17 protein-coding genes are annotated in these 21,381 nt (G+C 73.3%); 10 read left to right on the forward strand and 7 right to left on the reverse strand.

Translation table 11 applies throughout. From position 1 onward, the window contains the following. Positions 1 to 80 precede the first annotated feature (80 nt). The 4 genes from WMF11_RS46085 to WMF11_RS46100 form a co-directional block, all read right to left on the reverse strand. The gene (locus WMF11_RS46085) at positions 81 to 1,277 is read right to left on the reverse strand and encodes an ABC transporter substrate-binding protein (protein ID WP_437547095.1); all 1,197 of its coding nucleotides are present in this window, start codon (positions 1,275 to 1,277) and stop codon (positions 81 to 83) included. Between the two features lie 237 nt (positions 1,278 to 1,514). Then, entirely contained in the window at positions 1,515 to 2,261 is a 747-nt protein-coding gene (locus WMF11_RS46090) for a TlyA family RNA methyltransferase (RefSeq protein ID WP_437547097.1), read from the reverse strand. Then, on the reverse strand, positions 2,258 to 3,331 hold the full coding sequence (locus WMF11_RS46095; RefSeq protein ID WP_437975262.1) for an ABC transporter substrate-binding protein: 1,074 nt from the start codon (positions 3,329 to 3,331) through the stop codon (positions 2,258 to 2,260). The genes WMF11_RS46090 and WMF11_RS46095 overlap by 4 nt, the downstream gene beginning before the upstream one ends. Then, positions 3,324 to 4,352, reverse strand: coding sequence for a trypsin-like serine peptidase (locus WMF11_RS46100; RefSeq protein WP_437975263.1), 1,029 nt, complete (start codon positions 4,350 to 4,352; stop codon positions 3,324 to 3,326). Before WMF11_RS46100 ends, WMF11_RS46095 begins: the two co-directional genes overlap by 8 nt. A gap of 437 nt (positions 4,353 to 4,789) precedes the next feature. Here WMF11_RS46100 and WMF11_RS46105 point away from each other — a divergent pair, with 437 nt between their 5' ends. The 5 genes from WMF11_RS46105 to WMF11_RS46125 all read left to right on the forward strand — a co-directional run bounded on the left by WMF11_RS46105 (position 4,790) and on the right by WMF11_RS46125 (position 10,713). Further along, positions 4,790 to 7,324: a DNA internalization-related competence protein ComEC/Rec2 gene (locus WMF11_RS46105; RefSeq protein ID WP_437975264.1), complete on the forward strand. Its 2,535-nt coding sequence runs from the start codon at positions 4,790 to 4,792 to the stop codon at positions 7,322 to 7,324. Between the two features lie 98 nt (positions 7,325 to 7,422). Beyond that, positions 7,423 to 8,898, forward strand: a complete 1,476-nt coding sequence (locus WMF11_RS46110) for a B12-binding domain-containing radical SAM protein (protein ID WP_437975265.1) — start codon at positions 7,423 to 7,425, stop codon at positions 8,896 to 8,898. Positions 8,899 to 8,936: 38 nt separating this feature from the next. Next, positions 8,937 to 9,185 carry a glutaredoxin family protein gene (locus WMF11_RS46115; RefSeq protein WP_437911094.1) on the forward strand — a complete coding sequence of 83 codons (249 nt, stop codon included), beginning with the start codon at positions 8,937 to 8,939 and terminating at the stop codon, positions 9,183 to 9,185. A gap of 77 nt (positions 9,186 to 9,262) precedes the next feature. After that, on the forward strand, positions 9,263 to 9,913 hold the full coding sequence (locus WMF11_RS46120) for a TlpA family protein disulfide reductase (protein ID WP_437713126.1): 651 nt from the start codon (positions 9,263 to 9,265) through the stop codon (positions 9,911 to 9,913). Between the two features lie 101 nt (positions 9,914 to 10,014). Next, positions 10,015 to 10,713 (forward strand): GbsR/MarR family transcriptional regulator, encoded by a 699-nt coding sequence (locus WMF11_RS46125; RefSeq protein WP_012240929.1) that lies wholly within the window; start codon positions 10,015 to 10,017, stop codon positions 10,711 to 10,713. Between the two features lie 12 nt (positions 10,714 to 10,725). On the opposite strand, the gene WMF11_RS46130 is transcribed toward WMF11_RS46125, so the two are convergent. Further along, positions 10,726 to 12,231, reverse strand: a complete 1,506-nt coding sequence (locus WMF11_RS46130; protein ID WP_437975266.1) for a type VI secretion system Vgr family protein — start codon at positions 12,229 to 12,231, stop codon at positions 10,726 to 10,728. 605 nt (positions 12,232 to 12,836) lie between these two features. Here WMF11_RS46130 and WMF11_RS46135 point away from each other — a divergent pair. Genes WMF11_RS46135 through WMF11_RS46155 form a run of 5 tightly spaced genes read left to right on the forward strand, consistent with a single transcriptional unit; the run spans position 12,837 to position 19,590 of the window. After that, positions 12,837 to 14,036: a hypothetical protein gene (locus tag WMF11_RS46135; protein WP_437905427.1), complete on the forward strand. Its 1,200-nt coding sequence runs from the start codon at positions 12,837 to 12,839 to the stop codon at positions 14,034 to 14,036. Further along, entirely contained in the window at positions 14,036 to 16,273 is a 2,238-nt protein-coding gene (locus WMF11_RS46140) for a DUF2169 family type VI secretion system accessory protein (protein ID WP_437975267.1), read from the forward strand. Before WMF11_RS46135 ends, WMF11_RS46140 begins: the two co-directional genes overlap by 1 nt. Further along, on the forward strand, positions 16,270 to 18,009 hold the full coding sequence (locus WMF11_RS46145; protein ID WP_437975268.1) for a pentapeptide repeat-containing protein: 1,740 nt from the start codon (positions 16,270 to 16,272) through the stop codon (positions 18,007 to 18,009). The genes WMF11_RS46140 and WMF11_RS46145 overlap by 4 nt, the downstream gene beginning before the upstream one ends. A gap of 20 nt (positions 18,010 to 18,029) precedes the next feature. Then, on the forward strand, positions 18,030 to 18,986 hold the full coding sequence (locus WMF11_RS46150; RefSeq protein ID WP_437975269.1) for a S41 family peptidase: 957 nt from the start codon (positions 18,030 to 18,032) through the stop codon (positions 18,984 to 18,986). 4 nt (positions 18,987 to 18,990) lie between these two features. Next, complete coding sequence (locus WMF11_RS46155; RefSeq protein WP_437975270.1) at positions 18,991 to 19,590, forward strand: hypothetical protein; 600 nt, start codon at positions 18,991 to 18,993, stop codon at positions 19,588 to 19,590. A gap of 81 nt (positions 19,591 to 19,671) precedes the next feature. Here WMF11_RS46155 and WMF11_RS46160 read toward each other — a convergent pair whose 3' ends face one another. Further along, entirely contained in the window at positions 19,672 to 20,793 is a 1,122-nt protein-coding gene (locus tag WMF11_RS46160) for a hypothetical protein (RefSeq protein ID WP_437975271.1), read from the reverse strand. Positions 20,794 to 20,807: 14 nt separating this feature from the next. Further along, positions 20,808 to 21,359: a DUF3540 domain-containing protein gene (locus WMF11_RS46165; RefSeq protein ID WP_437905433.1), complete on the reverse strand. Its 552-nt coding sequence runs from the start codon at positions 21,357 to 21,359 to the stop codon at positions 20,808 to 20,810. Positions 21,360 to 21,381: the final 22 nt, after the last annotated feature.

A 21,381-nucleotide genomic window follows, 5' to 3' on the forward strand; every position in this document is an offset into this window, starting at 1 on the left:
CGCACGTTCCGCACGTTCCGCACGTTCCGCACGTCCCGCGCGCTGCTCACGTCCGAGCCAGCGCGCGCGAACGACGGCTATTACTTCGCAGCCTTCTCGTTGACCGTCGCGTAGTAGGTAAACTGCTTGTCCTTGATCCGGACGATCACGACCGGCTTGTCCGCGTTGCGCTCGGCATCGATGGTGATGACGCCCGTCGCGCCCTGGAACCCCTTGGTGTCCTGGATGGCCGCCCGGATGTCGTCCGGCGTCATCGCCTTGGCGCGTCCCATCGCGTCGGCCAGCAGCCTGGCCGCGTCATAGCCCTGCGCCGCGATGCTCGACGGCGTGCGCTTGTACCGGTCCTTGTACTTCTGCACGAAGGCCTGGGAGTTGGGCCACGGGACGTCCGGCGCGTAGTGGTTCGTGAAGTACGCGCCGTCGAGCTCCTCGGCGGCGTCGCGCAGGAGCTCGTTCGCGTCCCACCCGTCGCTGCCGACGAACATGCTCCCTGGTACGCCAGCGGCCTTGGCCTGCCGCGCGACCGGGGCCATGCTCGTGTAATAGATCGGCGCGTAGATCATCTCGGGGTTCGCCGACTTGAGCTCGTTGATGTACGTCGTGAAGTTGGTCTCCTTCTTGAGGAAGCTCTTCTCCATGACGATCTCGCCGCCCAGGCGCTTCACCTCGTCGCGGAACTCCTTGGCGAGGCCCGACGAGTAGAGGTCGTCGGAGGCGAAGAAGAGCCCCACCTTCTTCTTGCCGAGCGTGTTCACGATGAACTGCGCGCCCATCTGGCCCTGCACGTCGTCGGTGAAGCAGGCGCGGAACACGAACGGGCCGACCTTCGTCACGTCCGGGTTCGTGGAGGACGGCGAGATCATCGGCACCTTCTTCTTGTTGGCGACGATGCCGCCGGCGCGCGACCGCGACGAGGCGACCTCGCCGAGGAGGGCCAGCACGTGATCCCGATCGATGAGCTGCAGGACCTTGTTGGTCGCCTCCTCGGGCTTCGACTTGTTGTCCTCGTAGAGGACGTGGATCGGCTTGCCCTTGACCCCACCGGCCTTGTTGATCTCGTCGATCGCGAGATCGATACCCTCCTTCGAGTCGACGCCGAACGCCGTCTCCTCGCCCGAGAGGCTGAAGTAAGCGCCGACCTTCCACTCGGCGTCGTCCTTGGCGTGCTCAGCCGCGTTGCCGGCCGGCGTCTCGCTCTTCTTGTCGCAACCGAGCGTCATCGCGCTGAGCGCGAGCGCCCCGGCGATCATCTTCACCAAACCCCGTCGTCCGAGCATGTCGTCGTCCTCCCTGTCGCCGGGCTGCCTCGCGTGGGGTCGCCCGCGGTGGCCATGGCCGCCCACGGAGCGGCTCAGAGCGCGTGTACTCATCGCGTCTACCATTGTCTACGCGGCACGTCAGCACCGTCGGGCCGCTGCGCGGTCGGCGTGGAGCATCTTAAGTGTTCGACTTTCCACGGATTCCGGCGACCGAGCCCGGCGTCGTTGCGCGCGGCGTCGCGCGCAACGCGGCGGCTAGCCGGTGCGGCGCGCGTGGACGAAGTGCTCGACGTTCCCCTTCGGCCCGCGCACCGCGCTGTCGACCTGGCCGACGACCGAGAAGCCTGCGGCCTCGATGGCCTGGCGCCCGTCGGCGATCGCCGCGAGGCGGGTCGCCTCGTCGCGGATGACGCCGCGGCCGCGGGCGGCGGCCTCGCGGCCCGCCTCGAACTGCGGCTTGATCAGCGCCACGAGATCCCCCGAGGGGCGGAGCAGGCGGGCGATCGCGTCGATGAGGCGGGAGATGCTGATGAACGACGCGTCGACGACGACGAGATCGATGGGGACGTCGAAGTCCTCTCGCTGGAGCTCGCGGGCGTTGACCCGATCGCGCACCTCGACGCGCGCATCGGCGCGGAGCTTGGCGGCGAGCTGGCCGTAGCCGACGTCGACGGCGAAGACCCGTGCCGCGCCGCGCTGGAGCAGGCAGTCGGTGAAGCCGCCGGTCGAGGCGCCCACGTCGACGCACGTCTTCCCGGCGACGTCGAGGCCGTGCGCGGCGAAGGCCTCGAGCGCGTGCTCGAGCTTCTCGCCGCCGCGCGAGACGAACCGGGGGCCGGAGGCGACGTGGACCTCGGCGTCCTCCGGGAGCAGCGTGCCCGGCTTGTCGATGCGGCGCGGCCCCGAGGTGACCTTGCCGGCCATGATCAGCGCCTGCGCCTCGGTCCGCGAGCCGGCGAGCTTCCGGGCGACGAGCAGGGCGTCGGCGCGCACGCGGGTCATGGCGCCTCCGTTTTCGGCAGGGGCGCCGCGAGGCCTGCGCCGCCGGGGGAGGGAGGGACGGCCGCGTCGCCGGAGAGCGCCAGCGCCTCGCCGTGGAGCGCCCGCGCGACGGAAGCGAGGCCGTCGCCGATGCGCGGGCCCGGGCGAAGCGCGACATCGGTGTTCAGCGGGCGCAGGCGCCCCTCGCGCACGGCGCGCAGGGATCTCCAGCCGGGCGCGTCCCTGAGCGCCGCCAGCCTCGAGGCGCCCTGCGCATCGGCGTCGCTGGACGTGCCGTCGAGCAGGACATCGGGATCCAGCGCGAGCAGCTGCTCGACGCTGATCGACGGGTAGGCGCCGCCGCGGGTGATCACGTTCTCGCCGCCGGCCAGCCGGATGAGCTCATCGGGGAAGCTGCCGGGGCCCGCGACGAAGAGGGGCGAGGTGTCGAACAGCAGGGCGGCCCGGACGCGCGGGGCGCCTTTCGCGGCGACGGCCTGCTCGACCGCGCGGCGCCGGGCGCGGATCCGGCCGATCGCCTGCTCCGCGCCGGGCGCCGCGTCGAGCCGCCGCCCGAGCTCCGTGAGCATGTCCTCTATCTGCGCGAGCGACTCGGTGTCGGGGAAACACGTCGCGATCCCGTGCGCGCGCAGCGACTCGTCGAGCGCGGGCCCCGCGGGGCCGCGGGCGCCGACCACGAGGGTCGGCGAGAGCGCGATGATCGCCTCGATGCTCGGGTCGGCGTAGCCGCCGACGCTCGGCAGGCCGAGCACCTCGGGCGGGTGGTCGCAGTAGCGGGACCGGCCGACGAGCGTTGCGCCGGCGCCGATCGCGCAGACCGCCTCGGTGGTGCTTGGCGACAGGGAGACGACGCGCGCTCCCGCCGCGCGCGCCGGGGCGGTGCGCCCGCACGCCGCGAGCCCGAGCGCCGCGAGCCCGGCGAGCGCGGCCCGCCGCGAGAGCGCGCGGCCCGGCGCGCCCGCCAGGAACGAGGCCCGCGCGGCGCCCGGCTGGAGCGCAGGCCCCGCGGCGCCCGGCTGGAGCGCAGCGCCGGCGGCGCTCCGCGTGGAGGAGCGCCGCTCGTCAGCCAAGCCGCTCCCGGCTGCGCCGCCGCCGCAGGCTCGCGAGGGCGCCCAGGCTCGCCGCCCCGAGCACCCAGGGGACCGGCTGCGTCGGATCGGGCCGCGGGCTCGCGCTGCAGGACCCGCTCGACGCGTCGTCCGCGGGCGGCTCGGGGACCTCCGCGCAGAAGCCGGGCTCGCCGTTGCAGCTGTAGCCGTCAGGGCACGCCGCGGCCGCGTTGCAGGGCCGCGTGCAGGTGCCGTCGAGGCACGCGTTCGCAGGGCACTGCTCCGGCTGTTCGCACGTCGCGCCGACCTCCGCCGAGTACGCAGGATCGGTGGGGTAGCCGGTCGCCCAGGGGGGCTCCTTGTATCCTCCGGCACGGGCGGCGCGCACGGTCGTCTCTTTAATCCATTCCGCCCAGCGGTACACGTAGCCGTAGATCGGATACTCGCAGCCCTCGGCCCCGCGCGAGGTCACGCCGATCACGCGGTGCATCAGATCGAGGCTGGGTCCGCCCGAGTCTCCCTCGCAGATGCCGGTGTCCCCGACCCACTCCGTCGTCTTCACCAGGGAGGACGGGCAGCCGTCAGCCACGCAGTCGATGAACAGCCTGTCGCGGCGCCGCCGCAGGCCCGCGCCCGTGCTCGCGTCGTTCGTCGCCCCGAAGCCGACCGCGTAGTACTCCTCGCCCTCCACGAGCGGCACGTCGACGCGCGGCACGAGCGGCACCGCCTCGCTCTCCGGGATCGGCTCGTCCAGGATCAGGATCGCCTGATCGTTGCCGCAGAACGCGTCCGTCCCCTCGCCGGGGAGCAGCACGACCTCGCTGCCGGCGTAAAAACGCGCGTACCTGCCGATCTCCGCGTCGGTCGTCACGAAGATCCGGCCCGCGAGGTGCGTGTCCGTGAACTTCGTGGATCGACAGGTGATCTGGCCGTCGCGCTCATTGGCCATGTCCGACACGCAATGACGGGCCGTGAGCACCACGTTCGGGGCGATCAGGCTGCCGGTGCAGATCGCGCCGATCTCGTCGTTGTAGATGCCCACGACAGCCCTGTCGCCGTCGTCGAGATATCCGTCCTGAATGGCATCCCGCGCCTCACCGATCTCGTCAGGAGGCGCCTCCAGGGCCGAGCTGCACGCTGTCGCAGCGAGTCCCAGGGGGAGAATCCAGGTGACTCTGGGCAAGCAAAACGGCATCGAAAGCCTCCAGATACTGCAATGTCTGCGCGCGCCGCGGGGTGCCGCAAGGAGCAAAAGATTCTAGAGGCGAAGCCGCGGTCGTGCACGCGCGGCATGTGCGATGACCGCGCGATGACCGACTCGGCGCGTTGCTCCCCCCACACAGGGGAGAGCTCTTGCAGGATCGTCCGGTGCGCCGCCGCGCCCGGCGCCGCCATGGCGGCGCCAGGGGCGCGGCGACCGTTCCCCCCTGAAATTCCGCGGGAACGCGCGCGGCCCAGGTGTTGCGGGGCGGCGGGGCCGTGATCGATCCCGTCCTGCTCTTCGGCCTCGCGCTCGCCGCGGGCGCGCCGCTCGCCCTCTCTCCGCTGGCCACGGCGCTCGGCGCCGCGCTCGCCGCGGCGGCGCTCCGCCGCCGGGCCGGCCCCGCCGCGCTCGCCGCCGCCGGGGTGGCGCTCGTCGTGAGCGGCCTCCGCGCCCGCGCGCTGCTCGACGGCGCGGGCGCCGCCTACGACGGCGCCCTCGCGCTGCTGCAGCCGCCGGCGCGCTGCGAGGTGACGTGCGTCGTCGCCGGCTCGCCGGTCGTGGTCGGGGCGGCGCAGCGGCGCTCCGCCGGGGCGCGCGGCGAGGACGACGAGCCGCCGGCCTCGCGCATCGACGTGGAGCTCTCCGGCGGGACGTGCGGCGGGCGAGCGCTGCCGGGGCCGCTCCGGGCGCGCCTCTACGGCGCGCCGGTGGACCTCGCCCGGGGCGACCGGCTCGAGGTCACCGTGGACCTCGCGCCGATCCACCTGTTCCGGAACGAGGGGCTCCGGAACGCGACCGCCGCGATCGCGCGGAGCGGGATCGTCGCGAGCGGGACGATCGTCGAGGCGCGGCGGACGTCGGAGGGGCGCGCGATCGACGTGCGCGCGGCCGTCGACCGCGCGCGGGCCTTCGTGCGCGGGCGCATCGAGGCGACGTTCCACCCCGACGCGGTGGCGCTCGGGCGCGCGCTCGTGCTCGGCGAGACCGACCTCGCGCCCGAGGACCAGGAGGCGTTCCGCGAGAGCGGCCTCGCGCACCTGCTCGCGGTCTCGGGGACGCACCTCGTCCTCGCGGTGGCGGGCTTCGCCGCGGCGCTCCGCGCGATCCTCGTCCGCGTCGGGCCGATCGCCGCCCGGTGGGACGCGGGCCGGATCACCGCGGCGCTGTGCGTGCCGGCCGCGTGGCTGTACGCCGACTTCGCCGGCGGCGGCGGCTCGGCGATGCGCGCCGCGGCGATGCTCAGCTGCGCGATGGGCGCCCGCCTCTTCGGCCTCCGTCCGGTGGGCGTCCGCTGCTTCGCCCTGTCGCTCGCGGGCGCCGCCGCCGTGGATCCGCTCGTCGCGTGGGATCTCTCGTTCGGCCTGTCCGCGGCCGCCACCGCCGGGCTGCTCTGGCTGCAGCGGCCGCTCGCCGCGCTGATCGTGCCCGGCGAGGGGGCGCGCGGCGACGGCGGCGCCGAGGGCGGGCCGGGCGCGTCGCCGCTACGGGAGCTCGCGCGCAAGGTCCTCGCGCCGCTGGCGACGACGCTCGCCGCCATGTTCGGCTGCGCGCCGCTGCTGCTCATGAACGGGGAGACGTTCCCGCTGCTCGGCGTGGCGGCGAACGTGGTCGCCGCGCCGATCGGCGAGCTGGCGGCGCTCCCGTTCTGCCTCGCGCACGCCGTGCTCTCGTGGGCGCCGCCGGTCGAGCGCGGGTGCGCGCTCGTCGGGTCCGGCGCGCTGCTCGCGGTCCGCGCCGTGGCCCGCGCCTCGGCGGACACCGGCGTGGTGCTGCGCCTGCCCGAGCCGTCGCCCGCCCAGCTGGCCGCGCTGGCCGCCGCGATCGCGCTCGCGTGGGCCGCGGAGCGCTGCAGCCGGCGGCTCGCCGCGCTCGCGGCCGGCGCCGCCGCGTGGCTGCTGCTCGAGGGCGTCGCCACGCGCGCGGGCGCGCCGCGCGGCGTGCTGCGCGTCAACGTCCTCGACGTGGGGCAGGGCGACGCCATCCTGATCGACCTCCCCGAGGGCGGCGCGATGCTCGTCGACGCGGGCGGCTTCGTTGGCAGCCCCGTCGACACGGGCGCGCGCGTGCTCCGGCCGCTCCTGCGGTCGCGCCGCCGCGCGCGCCTCGACGCGGTCATCCTCTCGCACCCGCACCCCGATCACTTCGGCGGCCTGCCGGCCACCGTGGAGGGCGTCGAGGTCGGCGAGCTCTGGGACACCGGCCAGGGCGAGGCCGAGGGCGCGGGCCCGGTCTACCGGAAGCTCCTGGCCGACCTGCGCCGGCGCGGCGTGCCCATCGTGCGGCCCGACGCGCTCTGCGGCAGGCCGCGGGTCCTCTCGGGGGCGACGATCGAGGTGCTCGCGCCGTGCCCGGAGCTCCACCCCGACCGGGGCGCCAACGACAACTCCTTCGTCCTGCGCATCCGCTACGGGGCGCGATCCGCGCTGCTCGTGGGTGATGCGGAGCACGAGGCCGAGGACGCGCTCGTGGCGCGCTACGGCGCCGCGCTCCACGCCGATCTGCTCAAGGTGGGGCACCACGGCAGCCGGACGTCGACCGGCGCGGCGCTCCTCGCGGCCGTCGACCCCTCGATCGCCGCCGTGTCCTGCGGTGTCCGCAACCGCTTCGGGCACCCGAGCCCGGAGGTGCTCTCCCGCCTCTCGGCCGGCGGCGTCGCGATCGCGCGCACGGACCGCGGCGGCGCCCTGATCTGGGAGACCGACGGCGAGCGTGTCCTCTGGTCCCGCCCGGGCGAGCCGCCGCGCCCGGCCCCCGCTCCCCGCGACGGGAGGACCGCCGCCGGACACGTCCCGGAGAACGGTGCGCCGTGAGCTAGAAAAAATCCCCGCTCCGGACGGCTGTCAGCTGGCCTCCCATCCTTGCGCCTGGACGTCCCCTGAGCGACGCTGGGTCGATGTCTCGAAGCGCGATGACGACCACGATCCGCCGCCGCCTGGCGGGCGAGATCGGTCGTATCGACAAGCAGGCGCCCTTCCGCGTCGCGCTGTCTTACCCCTCGCCGTACCGGGCTGGAATGAGCTCGCTTGGCTTCCTCCAGATCTACAAGACCATCCAGGCCGAGCCCGGGATGGCGTGCGAGCGGGCCTTCCTGCCGGACGACGAGGGCCAGGGCACGGACGGCCCCCCGATCACGTACGAGGGGCTCCGCCCCATCTCCGATTTCCCCGTCATCGCGCTCTCGGTGGCCTACGAGCTCGAGCTCGCCGGGGTCGTCCGCCTGCTCGAGCTGGCAGGGATACCGGCGCTCCGGGAGGAGCGCTCCTTTCGCGATCCGTTCGTCCTCGCGGGCGGTCCGCTCACGTTCTCGAACCCGCTGCCGCTCGCGGTGTTCGCCGACGCGATCATCATGGGCGAGGCCGACACCCTGGCCGTGGAGGTGCTCCGCGTGCTGCGGGACGCCTCGTCGCGGGAGGCGGCGCTCGACGCGCTGGCGGCCCTCCCCCACGTCTTCGTCCCCGCGCGCCACGGCGCGGAGATGCCCCCGGTCGCGCAGTGCGACAACGCGCTCCTTCCCGCCTGGTCGCCGATCCGCGCCGAGGAGACCGAGCTCTCGAACATGTTCCTCATCGAGGCGGAGCGGGGCTGCTCGCGCGGGTGCACCTACTGCGTGATGCGCCGCTCGACCAACGGCGGCATGCGCATCGTCCCGAAGGAGCGCCTCCTCGAGCTCATCCCCGAGGACGCGAGGCGCGTCGGCCTCGTCGGCGCCGCGGTCAGCGATCACCCGAAGATCGTCGAGGTGGTCCGGACGCTCGCCGAGCGGGGCTGCGAGGTCGGGCTGAGCAGCCTCCGGCCGGACCGGCTGACCGACGAGTTCGTCGGCGCGCTGCGGCTCGCGGGCTACAAGACGCTCACGACGGCGATGGACGGCACGAGCGAGCGGGTCCGCGAGACGCTCGAGCGGCGCGCCCGGCCCAGGCACCTCCAGCGGGCCGCGGAGCTCGCGCGGCAGCACGGGATGAATCGGCTCAAGCTGTACCTGATGGTGGGCGTCCCCGGCGAGACCGACGCCGACGTCGACGAGTGCGTCTCCTTCGTCACGGAGCTGTCCCGGATCGTGCCGGTCGCGCTCGGGATCGCGCCGTTCTGCCCGAAGCGCAACACGCCGCTCCACGGCGCGCGCTTCGCCGGGATCGACGTCGTGAACAAGCGGCTCGACCGGCTCCGGCGCGGGCTGCGGGGCCGCGCGGACGTGCGGGCGACGAGCGCGCGCTGGGCGTGGGTCGAGGCGGTGCTCGCCGCCGGCGGCGAGGCCGAGGGGCACGCCGTGCTGCAGGCCGTGCACGCGGGCGGCTCGTTCCGGGACTACGAGCGCGCGTTCGACAAGATCAAGCGGCCGGAGCCGCCGCGCCGGCAAAGCCTGCCGCTGCTCGCGGCGGGGTGAGCGGGGCGGCTGCCAGGCCCGGAGGATGCCACGTGACGATGAAGACGCTGACCCTCTTCACGCGCGAGCGCTGCCACCTCTGCGAGGAGGCCCACGCCGCGCTCGAGCGCGTGCGCGTCCGGCTGCCGTTCGAGCTCGCCGTCGTCGACCTCGACCGGGAGGCCGGCCCGGAGAAGCGAGCGCTGTACGACTGGGAGGTCCCCGTTGTCGAGCTCGATGGGCGGAAGATCATGAAGTACCGCGTCGACGAGCGGCGGCTCGAGCGGCTGCTCTCCGGCCCGGAGTGAAGCGCCGCGTCGACGAGCGGGGGCGGGGCGTTTCGGCCCGCTTTCGCCCTGCGCCGCGCTACGCTATGCGAACCCCCGTGAAGTGGACGACCATCGCGCAGCTCGCCTTCATCCTCGTCGCTGCCGTCGCCGTCTACGGCTTCGTGCACGCCGCGCAGAATGACCAGCGCACCACCGGCTGCGAGGCCATCTGCGCCCTGCGCCCCGCGTACGCCGGCCGGAACCGGCTCGCGCCGGACTTCGAGCTGCCGGACATGAACGGCAAGCCCGTCCGGCTGTCGTCCTTCCGGGGCAAGACGGTCTTCCTGAACTTCTGGACCAAGACCTGCGCCCCGTGCCTGCAGGAGATGCCGGCGCTCGCGGAGCTCGGCCGGATCGCCCAGTCGCGCAAGGACATCGTCGTCCTCACGGTCTCGACCGACGAGGGGCCGGACGACGTGCGCGACGCGCTCAAGGTGGCCCTGAACGGAGACCCGCCGTTCCCGGTCCTCTTCGACCCGGAGTCCAAGGTCGTGATGGACCAGTACGGCACGCAGCTCTACCCGGAGACGTGGATCATCGACCCGAACGGGATCATCCGGGCCCGCTTCGACGGCGCGCGGGACTGGTCGAGCAGCCTGGCCATCGAGGTGGGCGAGATGGTCTCGCGCTGGGGCAGCTGCCCGGCCGATATCTACAAGAGCAAGCCGCGCGCGGGGTCCGTCGACGTCTGCACCGACGATTCCTGAGCGGACTTTCCGCGCCGGGGCGATCAGGCCAGGCATACGGGGAGTGGGGCGCGCTGGCCGCTTGGCGCACCCGCGAAAGATCGTTATGTGAGTCACCCATCATGACCGCCCGGAGGCCGACGTCGCCGACAGCGCACCCGCCGCAGCCGCCCGCAACCGGCGAGGGGGGCGACGGGAGCGCCTCGGACGAGCGGGTCGCGGCGGCGCGGCAGGCGCTGCTCGAGGGGGTCGGCGCCGAGATCGCCGCGTCGTTCCCCGGCATCACCCGGCTGGGTGGGCAGGTCGTGGCGGCGCTCTACCTGGCGGACGAGCCGCGCTCGATGGACGAGCTCAGCCAGGAGCTCGGTCGCTCGAAGAGCAACATCTTCGCCAACCTGCGCGGCCTCGAGGCGGCCGGGATCATCGAGCGCCGGCGGGAGTCGGGCGCGCGGCACGACTCGTTCGCGCTGCGCGGCAAGTACCCCGACGTGATCGTCGGCGCGTACCTCGGCCGCCTGCGCCGCGTGGTGCAGGACAAGCGCGCCCTCGCGCGGCGCGCGCTCTCGCTGCTCGGCGACGCGCAGGGCGCGGAGGCCGACGCGATGCGCTCGCGGCTCGACGACCTGTCGCGCAAGTACGACCTGTTCGCCGACCTGATGGAGCAGCTCCTGCCGTCGATCGACGGCCCGGTCGATCTGGAGCGGCTGATCGCGCAGGTGCCCGAGGCGATGGTCCGCTCGCTGAACGCGGCGGCCCGCGTCGCCTGGGCGGCGGGCGACGCGATCAGCCGCCTGAGCGGCCGAGCGGGGCGCAAGAAGTAGCGGCGGCCCGCGTCACCCGCGCGGCGGGCAGTCCCGCATCTCGATGAGGATGCCGGTCGACGTCTCGATCCGGTGCATCAGGTTCACCTCCCGCGCCACCGGGGACGGCGTGATCGGGTTGGGCGCGGCGCCCACGATCATCGGCCGGTCGGGGTCGCCGTCGACGAAGACCATCAGCACCTCGATGCCGGGCTTGAGCGGGAAGTGGATCCCGTAGTTCGGCCCGGCGTGCGGCTGGATCATCCGCACGAGCCGCGAGGGGAACGCGCGCGACGCGGGATCCCCCGCGTCGAAGTGGAAGCGCACCCGGTAGCGCCCCTGCTCGTCGATCGGCGAGACCTCCCCGATCTCGCCGTCCGGGAGCGGCTCCAAAAGCGCCGTCACCACCCCGTGGATCTTCGGCCGCGGCGCCGTCCGCGGCGGGCGGTAGGCCTGCGCGGCGCGCACCAGGCGCGCGCGGTTGACGTACTCCTGCTCGCCGCCGGCGCCGCCCTCGATGGCCACCGGCTGCACCGCGCGGTGCTCGACCTCGACGGCCAGGAACCGCTCGCCGTCGAGCCGCGGGTGGCCCTCGAGCGCGAAGACGGCCCCCGGGATCAGCCGGAGCTCGTCGCTCTGGCACTCGAAGTAGCGGCTCGACGAGGCCCGCTCCTCCGCGCGGATCTGGGCCAGCCGCTGGCCCTCCTCCGGCGTCTTGTGGTGGGCGCCGTACTCGACGACGCCGCCCCCGAGGCCCGCCGGCGACTCGTGCGCCGCCGTCATGTCGAGCCTTGGCGTCCGGTAATTGTACTCCTGCATGACGTACGTCGCGGGGAAGGCCCTGGCCTGCTCCCTGAGCTCGAACATGTCGCGCCGCTCGCCCCGCGGCCGGAACACCACCGCGTCGCCCCCCGGCAGCGGCTGGAAGCCCGTCGGCTCGTCGGTGAACACCATCACGTCGCGGCCCGACTCGTGCTCGAAGAAGAACGAGATCCCGAGGTGCTCGGCGAGCCGCGAGATGAAGGCCAGATCCGTCTCCTTGTACTGGACGATCATCTCCCGCTGGGGGTGATCGCGGTAGAGGCGCATCACCACGTCCTCGGGCCCGAGCCCCACCATCGCGAGCTTGTGCTGGATGAGCTCTGGCACGCTGATGTCGAGGAAGACCTGCTGGAGCTCCACAAGCGTCGCGCGGAACGCCCGCGGCGCGAGCCGGAGCCGGTAGGAGCGGAAGGCGGTCTCCGTCTCGTGCCGGTCCTCCACCTCGGCGATCATGCCGTGAAGGGTCCGCTCGTCCGCGCCCTGGACCTCGAACACGAGCGACGCCGCCGCCCCCAGCACCTGTTCGATCGAGAGCTCGGCGCCGTCGCTGCACACGACGTCGATGTCGTACGAGAAGAGCTGGCCGATGGCCTCTTTGCCGTGCACCCCGCGCACCCGGAGGAGGTCGCAGGAGAAATCGCTGGAGTCGAGCCGCAGGATCGGCGCCCGCCGTGCCCGGTCCCGGAGCGCGGCCTTCGCCTCTTGAAGCGCTTCCATCGGCGCCGCGCGCGTAGGGCGCGGCGCCGATTCCGCCGCGCCCGGCGCGCGGAACGGCAGGTGATCGGGCGCCCCTGGGCCGCCCTGGGACGGCGGGAGCTCCCGCGGCCCTCCGGCGCTCGCTCCCGGGCGCAACGGTGGGAGCTCCCGCGGCCCTCCGGCGCTCGCCCGCAGCGGCGATGGCGGCGCTTCCCGCGGTCCCCCGAGGATCGCTCGCGGTGGGGATGGCGGCACCTCGCGAGGCCCTCCGGCGCTCGCTCTCGCCGGCGCCTCGAGGAGCTCTCGGTCGTCCGGAGACGGCGCTGGCGGGGCATCCTCCACCGGCCCGGCCGCCTCCTCCGGGCTCTCGGCGCACGGCGCGCGCGCGATCGGCTCGCTGCACGGGGGCTCTGCGCCGGGGGCCTCGCGGATGCGCGCGGCGGCGGGCGCCGTGGCGATCGTCACGGCGCTGGGCGCGCGGTGCGCCGTCGCGGCCGTGGGCTCACCGCACGGCGGGGCGGCAGGTGGGGACGGCTCGCTGCACCTGAGGGGTTCCGTCGGCTCTCGGTTCATCGTCGCGCCTCCTCCGCGGCTCGCCTGGTACTGTACCCGACGCGGAGGCACGCATGGGTACGCGCGAGGGTGAGGGTATCAACGGGAAATACCTCCTCATCGAGGTCCCGAATTTCAACGACGCGGCGTCCGACGCCGAGGCGATGGGCTCGTATCTGCGCCTCGGCGCGGTCAAGGACCCGAGCCTCGCCGGAAGCCCGGGCGCGCCGAGGGCGACCGGCGAGGACCTCGCCGCCCGGGTCACCTCGTTCATCGACGACACCCGCAAGCGCGACGGCTGCCCCGATTTCCTCCCCGAGGCCGAGCGGCAGGCCGAGACCGCAAAGCTCCATACCAAGGGCGGCTGGCGCGACCACTCCGACGGCAACCGCATCACCACCACGCGCGGCGACAAGGTCGAGGTCATCAAGGGCAATTACCGCATGCTCGTCCTCGGCCGGCAGGAGGACACCGCCGGCTGGGACGTCTCCGGCGGCCATATCCAGGACGCCACCGATCTCTGGACCGCCGCCACCACCATCGAATGGGTCCAGAACTACAACGGCACCTGGAAGGTCACCGAGAAGACCGAGAAGGGCGACGTCGACACAACCTATCACGGCGACACGTTCGATCGCTTTTACGGCAACAAGCAAACCAGCATCACCGGCTCCGAGGCCCCCACGGCCGAGCGACCGAACCCCACCTGCCTGAGCTCCACCTGGGCGCAGCGGATCGAGTCGTACACCGGCTCGGCGGCCTGCCCTGTGCCGCTGATCTCCGACGAGACCTGGGCCGACCAGATCGCCAGCAAGACGACGGCGACCGCGATCAGCGACGAGACCACCGCGCAGACCATCTCCAGCACCACGAGCGCCACGTCGATCAGCGACGAGACCACAGCGAGCACCGTGTCCAGCACGACGACCGCCTCGCTCGTGTCGGATACCACCATCGGCGAGGTCCAGTCGGTGACCATCGGCAACACGAGCGACGTCACCATCGGCAATGCGGCGTCGATCACCGTCGGCGCCACCGAGGAGGTCACGATCGGCGGCCTCGTCGAGCTGACGATCGCGGCCATGCTCGAGGTCTCGCTCACGGCGGGGGTCTCGATCAACATGGGCCCCAAGGCCGAGCTCAACCTGACCAACCGGCAGGAGCTCTCCCAGTTCCGCACCAACGTGAAGAACATCTGCGCGAGCGTCTCGTCGGCCGAGTCGGTGAGCACCGGGGCGTACAACGTGATGTCCGGCGTCATCAACCTGTTCTGATGCAGACCCGGAACCTCACGCCCTTCCCCTTCGGCGCCAAGGTCTGCTCGCGCAGGCCGCCGCAGCCCGAGGTCGTCCTCGTCGTCCGCGGCCGGTTCTCGCTCCGCCTGGGCGAGCCGCTCGCGCCGCTGGAAGGGCAGCTCGCGCAGGGGGCGCTGACCGCCGAGACCTTCGAGGGGGGCGACGGCGAGCGCGACGGCGAATGCACGTACCCCGGCGATTTCGCCGACTGGAAGCCGGCCGCGGATCTCCTGCTCCGCGGCGCCTGCCACCCGCCTCCCGGCGAGCCGCCGCGCGAGCACGCCGTGGGGTTCGCGGTCGGGAGCTGGTCGAAATCGCTGCTCGTTCCGGCGCCGCGCGAGGGCCGCCAGGTGCCCGCGCCCTTCGGGCCGATCCACCCGGACTCGCCCGAGCACCGCCGGATGCTCGGCAAGGAATATGGCCCCACGTACCGGAAGGCCCGCGCCCCCTGGTACGCCGAGGACTTCGACTGGGCCTATTTCCAGGCCGCCCCGCCGGATCAGCGCCTCGCCGGCCACCTGCGCGGCGACGAGGAGGTCACGCTCCTGAACCTCCACCTCGCCGCGCAGACCGCCTCGTTCCGCCTGCCGGGCCTCCGGATCCGCGCGGTCGTCGAGGACGCCCAGGGCCGCGTGCAGGACGCCCGCATGAGCCTCGACACCCTCTTCGTCGAGCCGGACGCGGGCCTCGTGACGCTGACCTGGCGCGGCCACGCCGAGGTGGCCGAGGACGATCTCGCCGACGTGCGCGCCGTCGTCATCGCCGCCGAGCCGCTCTCGGATGCGCCGCTGCCGCTCGACCATTACCGGGAGCAGCTCGCCCAGCTCGCCCGCGATCCGCGCGGCCTTGAGGACCTCCCGCCGGAGGTGCGCGACGCCTACGACCTCGTCCGCGACGGCGCGCCGCGGCCGCCGCGCGCCGTCGCGGACGAGGCGGATCCGGTGTCGAAGCTCCTCGCCGAGCGGCTCGGCGGCCTGCACGCGCCGGAGCAGGACCGCGTGCGGCAGCTCGTCGCGAAGCTCCGGGCCCTGCGCACCCCCGAGGGCGTCGACCTCGAGCGCACCGTCGCGCAGGCGCTCGCGCGGCTCCCGGCGCAGCGGCAGGCCGCGTACCTCCCGGCCGCGCCCTCGGGCACGCCGCGCGTCCCCATGGGCGGCGCGCTCGACGCGCTCGTCGCGCGCGTCGAGGAGCTCCGGCGGGACGCGGCCGCGCGCGGGACGGCGCTCGAGGGCGTCGAGCGCCTCGACGCGCTGCTCCGCGATGCCCGCCTCCGCGAGATCGTCCCCGGCTACCGGCTCCCCGGCGAGGCCGCGGCGCCGCCGCCCGAGCCCGGCCCCGGCGTCGACCTCTCCGGGCGTGATCTCTCCGGGCAGGACCTCTCGGGCCGGGACCTCTCCGGGGCGAAGCTCTCCGGCGCGCTCCTCTCGGGCGCGAACCTCTCGGGGGCGAACCTCGCGAACGCGGATCTCTCGCGGGCCGTGCTGTTCGAGGCGAACCTCGAGGGCGCCGCGCTCCCGGGCGCCGACCTCTCCCAGGCGAACCTCACGGGCGCGCGCGCCGCGGGCGCCGATCTGCGCGGCGCGACGCTCGACCAGGCCATCTTCACCCGCGCCGAGCTCACCCGCGCCCGCCTGGCGAGGGCGCGGGGGCGCGGCGCGCTGCTCGACGAGGCCGACCTCCGAGAGATCGACGGGGAGGAGCTCCACCTCGACGGCGCCGTCCTCCAGGGGGCGAAGCTCGATCGCGCCTGCTTGCGGGGCGCGGCGCTCGTCGGGTGCATGTGCGCCGGATCCTCCGCGACGGACGCGGATCTCACGGGCGCGTCCCTGTCGCGCACGAGCTTCACCGACGCCGATCTCGAGCGCGCGACGCTCGTGGAAGCGCGCGGCGAGGGCGCGGCGCTGCTCCGGGCGAAGCTCGACGGCGCCGATCTCCGGTATGCGTCCCTGCCGCGGGCGCACCTCTCCTGGGCCTCGGCCCGGGGCGCGCGCTTCGCGTGCGCGGTCCTGCGCGGGAGCCGCTTCTACCGCGCCTCGCTCGAGCGCGCCGACCTCGCGCAGGCCGACCTCTTCGGCGCCGACCTCTGCAAGGCGCGCCTCGACGGCGCCTCCTTCGCCGGGGCGAGCCTGTACGGCGCCCGCCTCGAGGGCGCGAGCGCCGCCGGCTGCGATTTCAAGGGGGCGAACCTGCGGCGCTCCAGCCTGGAGGGCGCGTGAAGAGCGTCGAGGAGCTGCTCGACCGCATCCGCGCCGGCGCGCCGCTCCACGGCGCCCGCCTCGACGGCCTCGACCTCTCGGGCCGGGATCTCACGAACCTCGATCTCGCCCGCGTCAAGTTCCTCCGCACCAGCCTGCGCGGCGCGCGGCTCGCGGGCAGCGCGCTCTCGGGCGCGCACTTCGTCGAGTGCGACCTGCGCGACGCGGACCTCGCGGGCTGCGCGCTGGACGGCGCGCTCGTGCTCGGCTCGAACCTCGAGGGCGCGCGCCTCGCCGGCGCGACGCTCACCCGCGCGAAGCTGTCGTACCAGCGCCTCGCCCGCGCCGATCTCTCCGGCGCGACGATCGTCGAGGTCGAGGCGGTGGGCTCGGACTGGTCCGGCGCCCGGCTCGCGGGCGCGACGATCGAGGGCTCGCGCCTCGACCTCGCGAACCTCGAGGGCGCGGATCTCACGGAGGCCCGCGTCGCGCGCGCCTCGTTCACCCGCGCGAACCTCCGCCGCGCGCGCCTCGCCCGCGCCCGCGTCGAGGCCGGCGCCTTCGTGGGGGCCGATCTCGGCGGCGCGGACCTCGACGGCGCGGAGCTCGACCGCGCGGTCTTCGTCAAGGCGGACCTTCGCGGCGCCCGCTTCCCGAAGCGCATGCACGGCGTGGTCCTCGACGAGGCAAAGCTCGGCCGGCCCGAGCTCGCGGGCAAGGACCTCGCCGGGGCCGACCTCACGGGCGCGGATCTCTCCGGCCTCGACCTCGCGGGCGCGGATCTCTCCCTCTGCTCGCTGCGCGGCGCCGACCTGCGCGGCGCGAGCCTCCGCGGCGCCCGCCTCGAGCGCTCGATCCTCTCGGACTGCGATCTCACCGGCGCGGACCTCCGGGGCGCGAGCCTCCTCGGCTGCGACCTCTCGCGCTCGATCCTCCGCGGCGTGGATCTCTCGGGCCGCGATCTGGAGTCGGTGATCCTCATCGAGGCCGATCTCGAGGGCGCCGATCTCACGGCGGCGCGCCTCGTCCGCTGCATCCTCGACAGGGCGAGGCTCTCCCGCGCGAACCTGACGCGCGCGGTGCTCCAGCAGGCGCTCCTCCGCGGGGCCGTGCTGGAGGGCGCCGTGCTCGGCAAGACGATCTTCGATCGCGTCGATTTCACCGGCGTGGATCTGCGCGCCGTCTCCTTCGCCGGCCTCACGGTGCACCGCTGCGCCTTCATGGAGGCGAACCTCGAGCGGATGAGCCTCCGCGACTGCGATTTCATGGGCAGCGATTTCTCGAAGGCGAACCTGCGCGGCGCCGATCTCGAGGGATCCATCCTGACGCAGGCCAGGCTCCGCGAGGCCGCGCTGGACGGCGCGAGCCTGCCGAACGTCGCTGCGAAGGCCGCCTATTTCGGCGGCGCCTCGCTGCGCGGGGCGAAGCTCTCGCGGGCGATGCTCCGGTACGCCACCTTCACCCGGGCGGACCTCGACGGCGCGAACCTCGCCGCCGCGGATCTTCGGGACGCCATGCTCGATCATGCCGAGGCCCGCGGCGCGCTCTTCCTCTCGGCGCGCCTCGAGCGCGCCGACCTGTCGCACGCGCGGGTCGAGGAGGCCGACTTCAGCGAGGCCGATCTCGGCGGCGCCAACCTGCACGCCCTCCACGACAAGGGCGCGCGCTTCTCCGGCGCGAGGCTGATCGGCGCGCGCCGGACGGACGTCGATCGGCTGGAAGCGGAGGCGTACACGCCCCCGCGGCCGCCGCGATAACGGCGGAAGGAGCGAACGGAATGCTGCCTGCGAGCAACAACGGCGCCGGGATGAGCATCGGGTTTCCGGACGTGTGCCTGACGCCGGTGGGGCCGGTGGTGGTGCCGATCCCGTATCCGAACTTCGCGCTCAACGCGATGGCGGTGAACTTCTCGGTGAAGGTGAAGGTATCGATGATGAACGCGCTGAACCTCGGCACGACCATCCCGATGACCTTCGGGATGGAGCCCGGGGTGGCGCACCCGCTCTACATGGACTTCGGCGCTTACGTGGCGGGCAATCCCAAGGTGATCATCGAGGGGCTGCCGGCGATCAACCTCACCTGTCCGACGACCGGAAACGCCGGGAACAACGCGGTGGGCGCGGTGCTGGTCCCGAGCGCGGTGAACGTGTTCTACACGTGCGCGGCGGCGCCGGAGGAGGTGCTCCCCGGCGCGGGGAACGTGGCGCACGCGCTGCTGGGCGATGGTGTCGGGGTGATCCGGATCCGGGTGTTCTCGCTGGACGTGCCGGCGCTTGTGTACCGGGCGATTCGGGCGCTCGAGGCGGAGGGGATGCGCGAGCTGGTCATCGATTTACGGGACAACCCCGGGGGAGAGCTGCGGGCGTTCGTGGAGCTCGCGGGGGATTTCCTGCCGGCGGGGAGCGTCGTGGCGACGGCGACCGACGGTGACGGGGATGAGGTGGTCTATCGCTCGCGGCAGGAGGAGCCGTATACGGCGCCCGTGACGATCCTGGTGAACCGCGGGACGGCGTCAGCCGCGGAGCTGTTCGCGGGGTGCCTGAAGGCGCACGGGCGGGCGCGGATCGCGGGGGAGAGGACGTACGGCAAGGCGGTCGGTCTCGCCCTGTGCGCGGGCCACGAGGGCGGGCGGATGGCGGCGGCGGTGCGGGTGACGCTGCCCGGCGGGGCGGAGGTGCAGGGGATCGGTGTCGCGCCCGGGCCGGGCTCGTGCCTCCTTGCGATGGAGGGATGAGGAAATGCCCAGGTGGAGGACGATCTTCGGTTGCTTCAATCCCCGCAACAAGATGACGGCGCGCGGCGGGAAGGTCCCGGCCAGCACCAAGTCCGACCTCACCGATTCCGACCACCTGGACGAGCCGGTGCCGCCGCTGCCCGGGGACCGCGAGATGTTGAGTACAAAGACGCTGAGGGCGCGGTCCAAGGCACTGAAGCTGACGCAGACGAAGCAGCACTGGCACGGCGACAATGGCTACGAGCTCATCGGCGAGAACGAGCGCCGCGGGCCGATCAACATCGTGGGCTGCGCCTCCGCCTGGGCCCTCGTCAACGGGAGGCCGGTCTACGCTCACTGCTCGGACGGCGGGGGTGAGTGGACGGCGCTCCAGGAGGTTGTTCGCAAGCGGGCCTGCGCAAGCTTCGATCAGGTGACGGAGATCCGCGTCACGCGGCCGACCCAGCGCGGCGCCAAACACCCCGCTCACGCCGACCTCGAGGAAGCCGAGGCGGACGTCGCCGCGCTCCAGAAGCTCTTCCCCAACGCGAAGATCACGCGCTGGTTCGTGGAGGAGGGCGTCACGACGTACTTCAATCAGGCCGGGGAGCCGAGCCCCTGGTGATCTGGGCGCCACGCCTTCTATCCTGGGCGGATCTCCTCCCTGTCGAGCGCCATCGCCTCCTCGCTCACCTTCGCCGCGCTCTCACATCACGCTGCAAATGGCGCACTTCCGGCCGTGATGGTCGTCTGCCTCCGCGTCGTGCTCGTCCTTCGCCCCGCCGCCGGGGGCCGGGGCGGGCGGCGGCGACTTCGTGACCGAGATCTTCTCGAACACGACGATGCCGTCGATCCAGGGTTCTTGGTCGGGCGGCCTCGTGCCCGCGCGGCCCTTCGTCACGGTGTCGATCTCCTTCCCCTTGCGCGCCCATTTCCTCATCTTCTCTTGCCATCGCGCCGGGAAGTCACGCGCCTTGCAGGCGATGTTCGCCCAGGGGTCGATGATGATCGCCTCGCCCCAGTCGTCGAAGTCGCCCGGATATCCGCCGTTCTCGTCGGCCTCCGGCGGGTTCAGGACGACGAAGACGTGATCTCCGCTCGCGAAGTCGCCGCTGTCCGCGGTGGGCAGCCGCTTGCCGAGGCGCACCATGTCCACCTTTGCGCCGTGGGCTTCCTTCGGGCGGGAGAGGAGCCATACCGCCAGCGCGGAGAGCTCCAGGCAATTGCCGACCTTCGCCTGCGCGACCCGAGCTCCAAAGGCGAGCACCTGGTCCATGCTCATGTGCAGCGACGTGCCCTTGTTGGCAGTCGTGTACGCCATCTGCCGTGCGCCGACCCAGGCCGCATAAGAGAGCTCTTTCTGACGTGCCTCGTCCCTCGTGTCGTTTCGCTTGTTGATGGACTTGTACGGCCACCACGCCAGCCCCTGGCGGGGCGGAGCGGTCAGCTCGGCGATCGTCTCGCGCGCCTCTTCGGCGATGCGCTCCGCCAGATCGAGCAGCGCGTCGCGCTGCCTGCGGCCGACGTCGAGCATCTCGATCCCGCGCCCGGCTTGGCTGCTGTTCGACGAGGCATGGTACGCCTCGACCGTCTTGTTCCTCGCCAGATCCAGCACGGAGCTCGGCTCGTCGCGGTCCGGCGGCTCGGGCTCGCTGTCTTCGTCCTTCGTCTCGCCGGCCGCCTTCGCAGCGAGGGCGTCGGTCCGGACCTCGGCCTTCGTCGGGGTCGATGGCGAGTTGCGGAGGGTCGCGGCGCCGCCCTCCTTCTGGATCGCGGCGCCCGTCCCCAGCTTGTTCCCGTCCTGGCTCAGGCGCCTGACCTTTTTCATGCGCGGCCTCCCTGCTACCCGAGGTGGATCTCCTTCCCGTTGATCGTCATCGTCTCCTCGGTCAGCACCGTCGCGCTCTTCGCCTTCGTCGTCGCCGAGCCGTCCACCACCGTGTGGCTCTCGCGCGCGTGCAGGCTGAACAGGCCGGTCACGCGCTGGACGAGCGACGCCGCCTTCTGCACGAGCGTTCCCGCGAACACCCGGACCTTGTCGCCGTGCAGATCCACCTCCGGCCCCCGGAGCTCCACGCCCCGGTCCCCGGACAGCCTGAGCGCCCCGCCCGCGGCCCGGACGTCGACGTCACCCTGGAGCTCCAGCGTCACCTTGCCGGTCCCGTGCAGGACGCCGATGACATAGAGGCGCGCGCCCCGGCCGATCACCAGGAGCACGTCGCCCACCGCCGGCGCATAGGGGAGCGCCAGCGCCATCGTCGCCTCCGCGCTCTCCCCGTCCGGCAGCTCGACCACAACCGCCTGGCCGCGGGCTTCCAGCACGTGCGCCGGCCCCAGGTACTCCTCGGCGCGCGCGGACGTGGCGCGCTCCCGAACCACGGCTCCCTCCGACATGGTTGGTCCCTCCATCCTCGCT

Origin of the sequence: Sorangium sp. So ce295 (assembly GCF_051527405.1) — a bacterium.
GTDB classification, from domain to species: Bacteria; Myxococcota_A; Polyangia; order Polyangiales; family Polyangiaceae; genus Sorangium; species Sorangium cellulosum_B.

What these genes read in the sequence shown, in the direction of transcription:
- WMF11_RS46090 (WP_437547097.1), bottom strand. Translation starts at nt 2,261, where the DNA reads ATGACCCGCGTGCGCGCCGACGCCCTGCTCGTCGCCCGGAAGCTCGCC.
- WMF11_RS46140 (WP_437975267.1), top strand. Translation starts at nt 14,036, where the DNA reads ATGCAGACCCGGAACCTCACGCCCTTCCCCTTCGGCGCCAAGGTCTGC.
- WMF11_RS46125 (WP_012240929.1), top strand. Translation starts at nt 10,015, where the DNA reads ATGACCGCCCGGAGGCCGACGTCGCCGACAGCGCACCCGCCGCAGCCG.
- WMF11_RS46150 (WP_437975269.1), top strand. Translation starts at nt 18,030, where the DNA reads ATGCTGCCTGCGAGCAACAACGGCGCCGGGATGAGCATCGGGTTTCCG.
- WMF11_RS46110 (WP_437975265.1), top strand. Translation starts at nt 7,423, where the DNA reads ATGACGACCACGATCCGCCGCCGCCTGGCGGGCGAGATCGGTCGTATC.
- WMF11_RS46085 (WP_437547095.1), bottom strand. Translation starts at nt 1,277, where the DNA reads ATGCTCGGACGACGGGGTTTGGTGAAGATGATCGCCGGGGCGCTCGCG.
- WMF11_RS46160 (WP_437975271.1), bottom strand. Translation starts at nt 20,793, where the DNA reads ATGAAAAAGGTCAGGCGCCTGAGCCAGGACGGGAACAAGCTGGGGACG.
- WMF11_RS46155 (WP_437975270.1), top strand. Translation starts at nt 18,991, where the DNA reads ATGCCCAGGTGGAGGACGATCTTCGGTTGCTTCAATCCCCGCAACAAG.
- WMF11_RS46165 (WP_437905433.1), bottom strand. Translation starts at nt 21,359, where the DNA reads ATGTCGGAGGGAGCCGTGGTTCGGGAGCGCGCCACGTCCGCGCGCGCC.
- WMF11_RS46135 (WP_437905427.1), top strand. Translation starts at nt 12,837, where the DNA reads ATGGGTACGCGCGAGGGTGAGGGTATCAACGGGAAATACCTCCTCATC.
- WMF11_RS46130 (WP_437975266.1), bottom strand. Translation starts at nt 12,231, where the DNA reads ATGGAAGCGCTTCAAGAGGCGAAGGCCGCGCTCCGGGACCGGGCACGG.
- WMF11_RS46115 (WP_437911094.1), top strand. Translation starts at nt 8,937, where the DNA reads ATGAAGACGCTGACCCTCTTCACGCGCGAGCGCTGCCACCTCTGCGAG.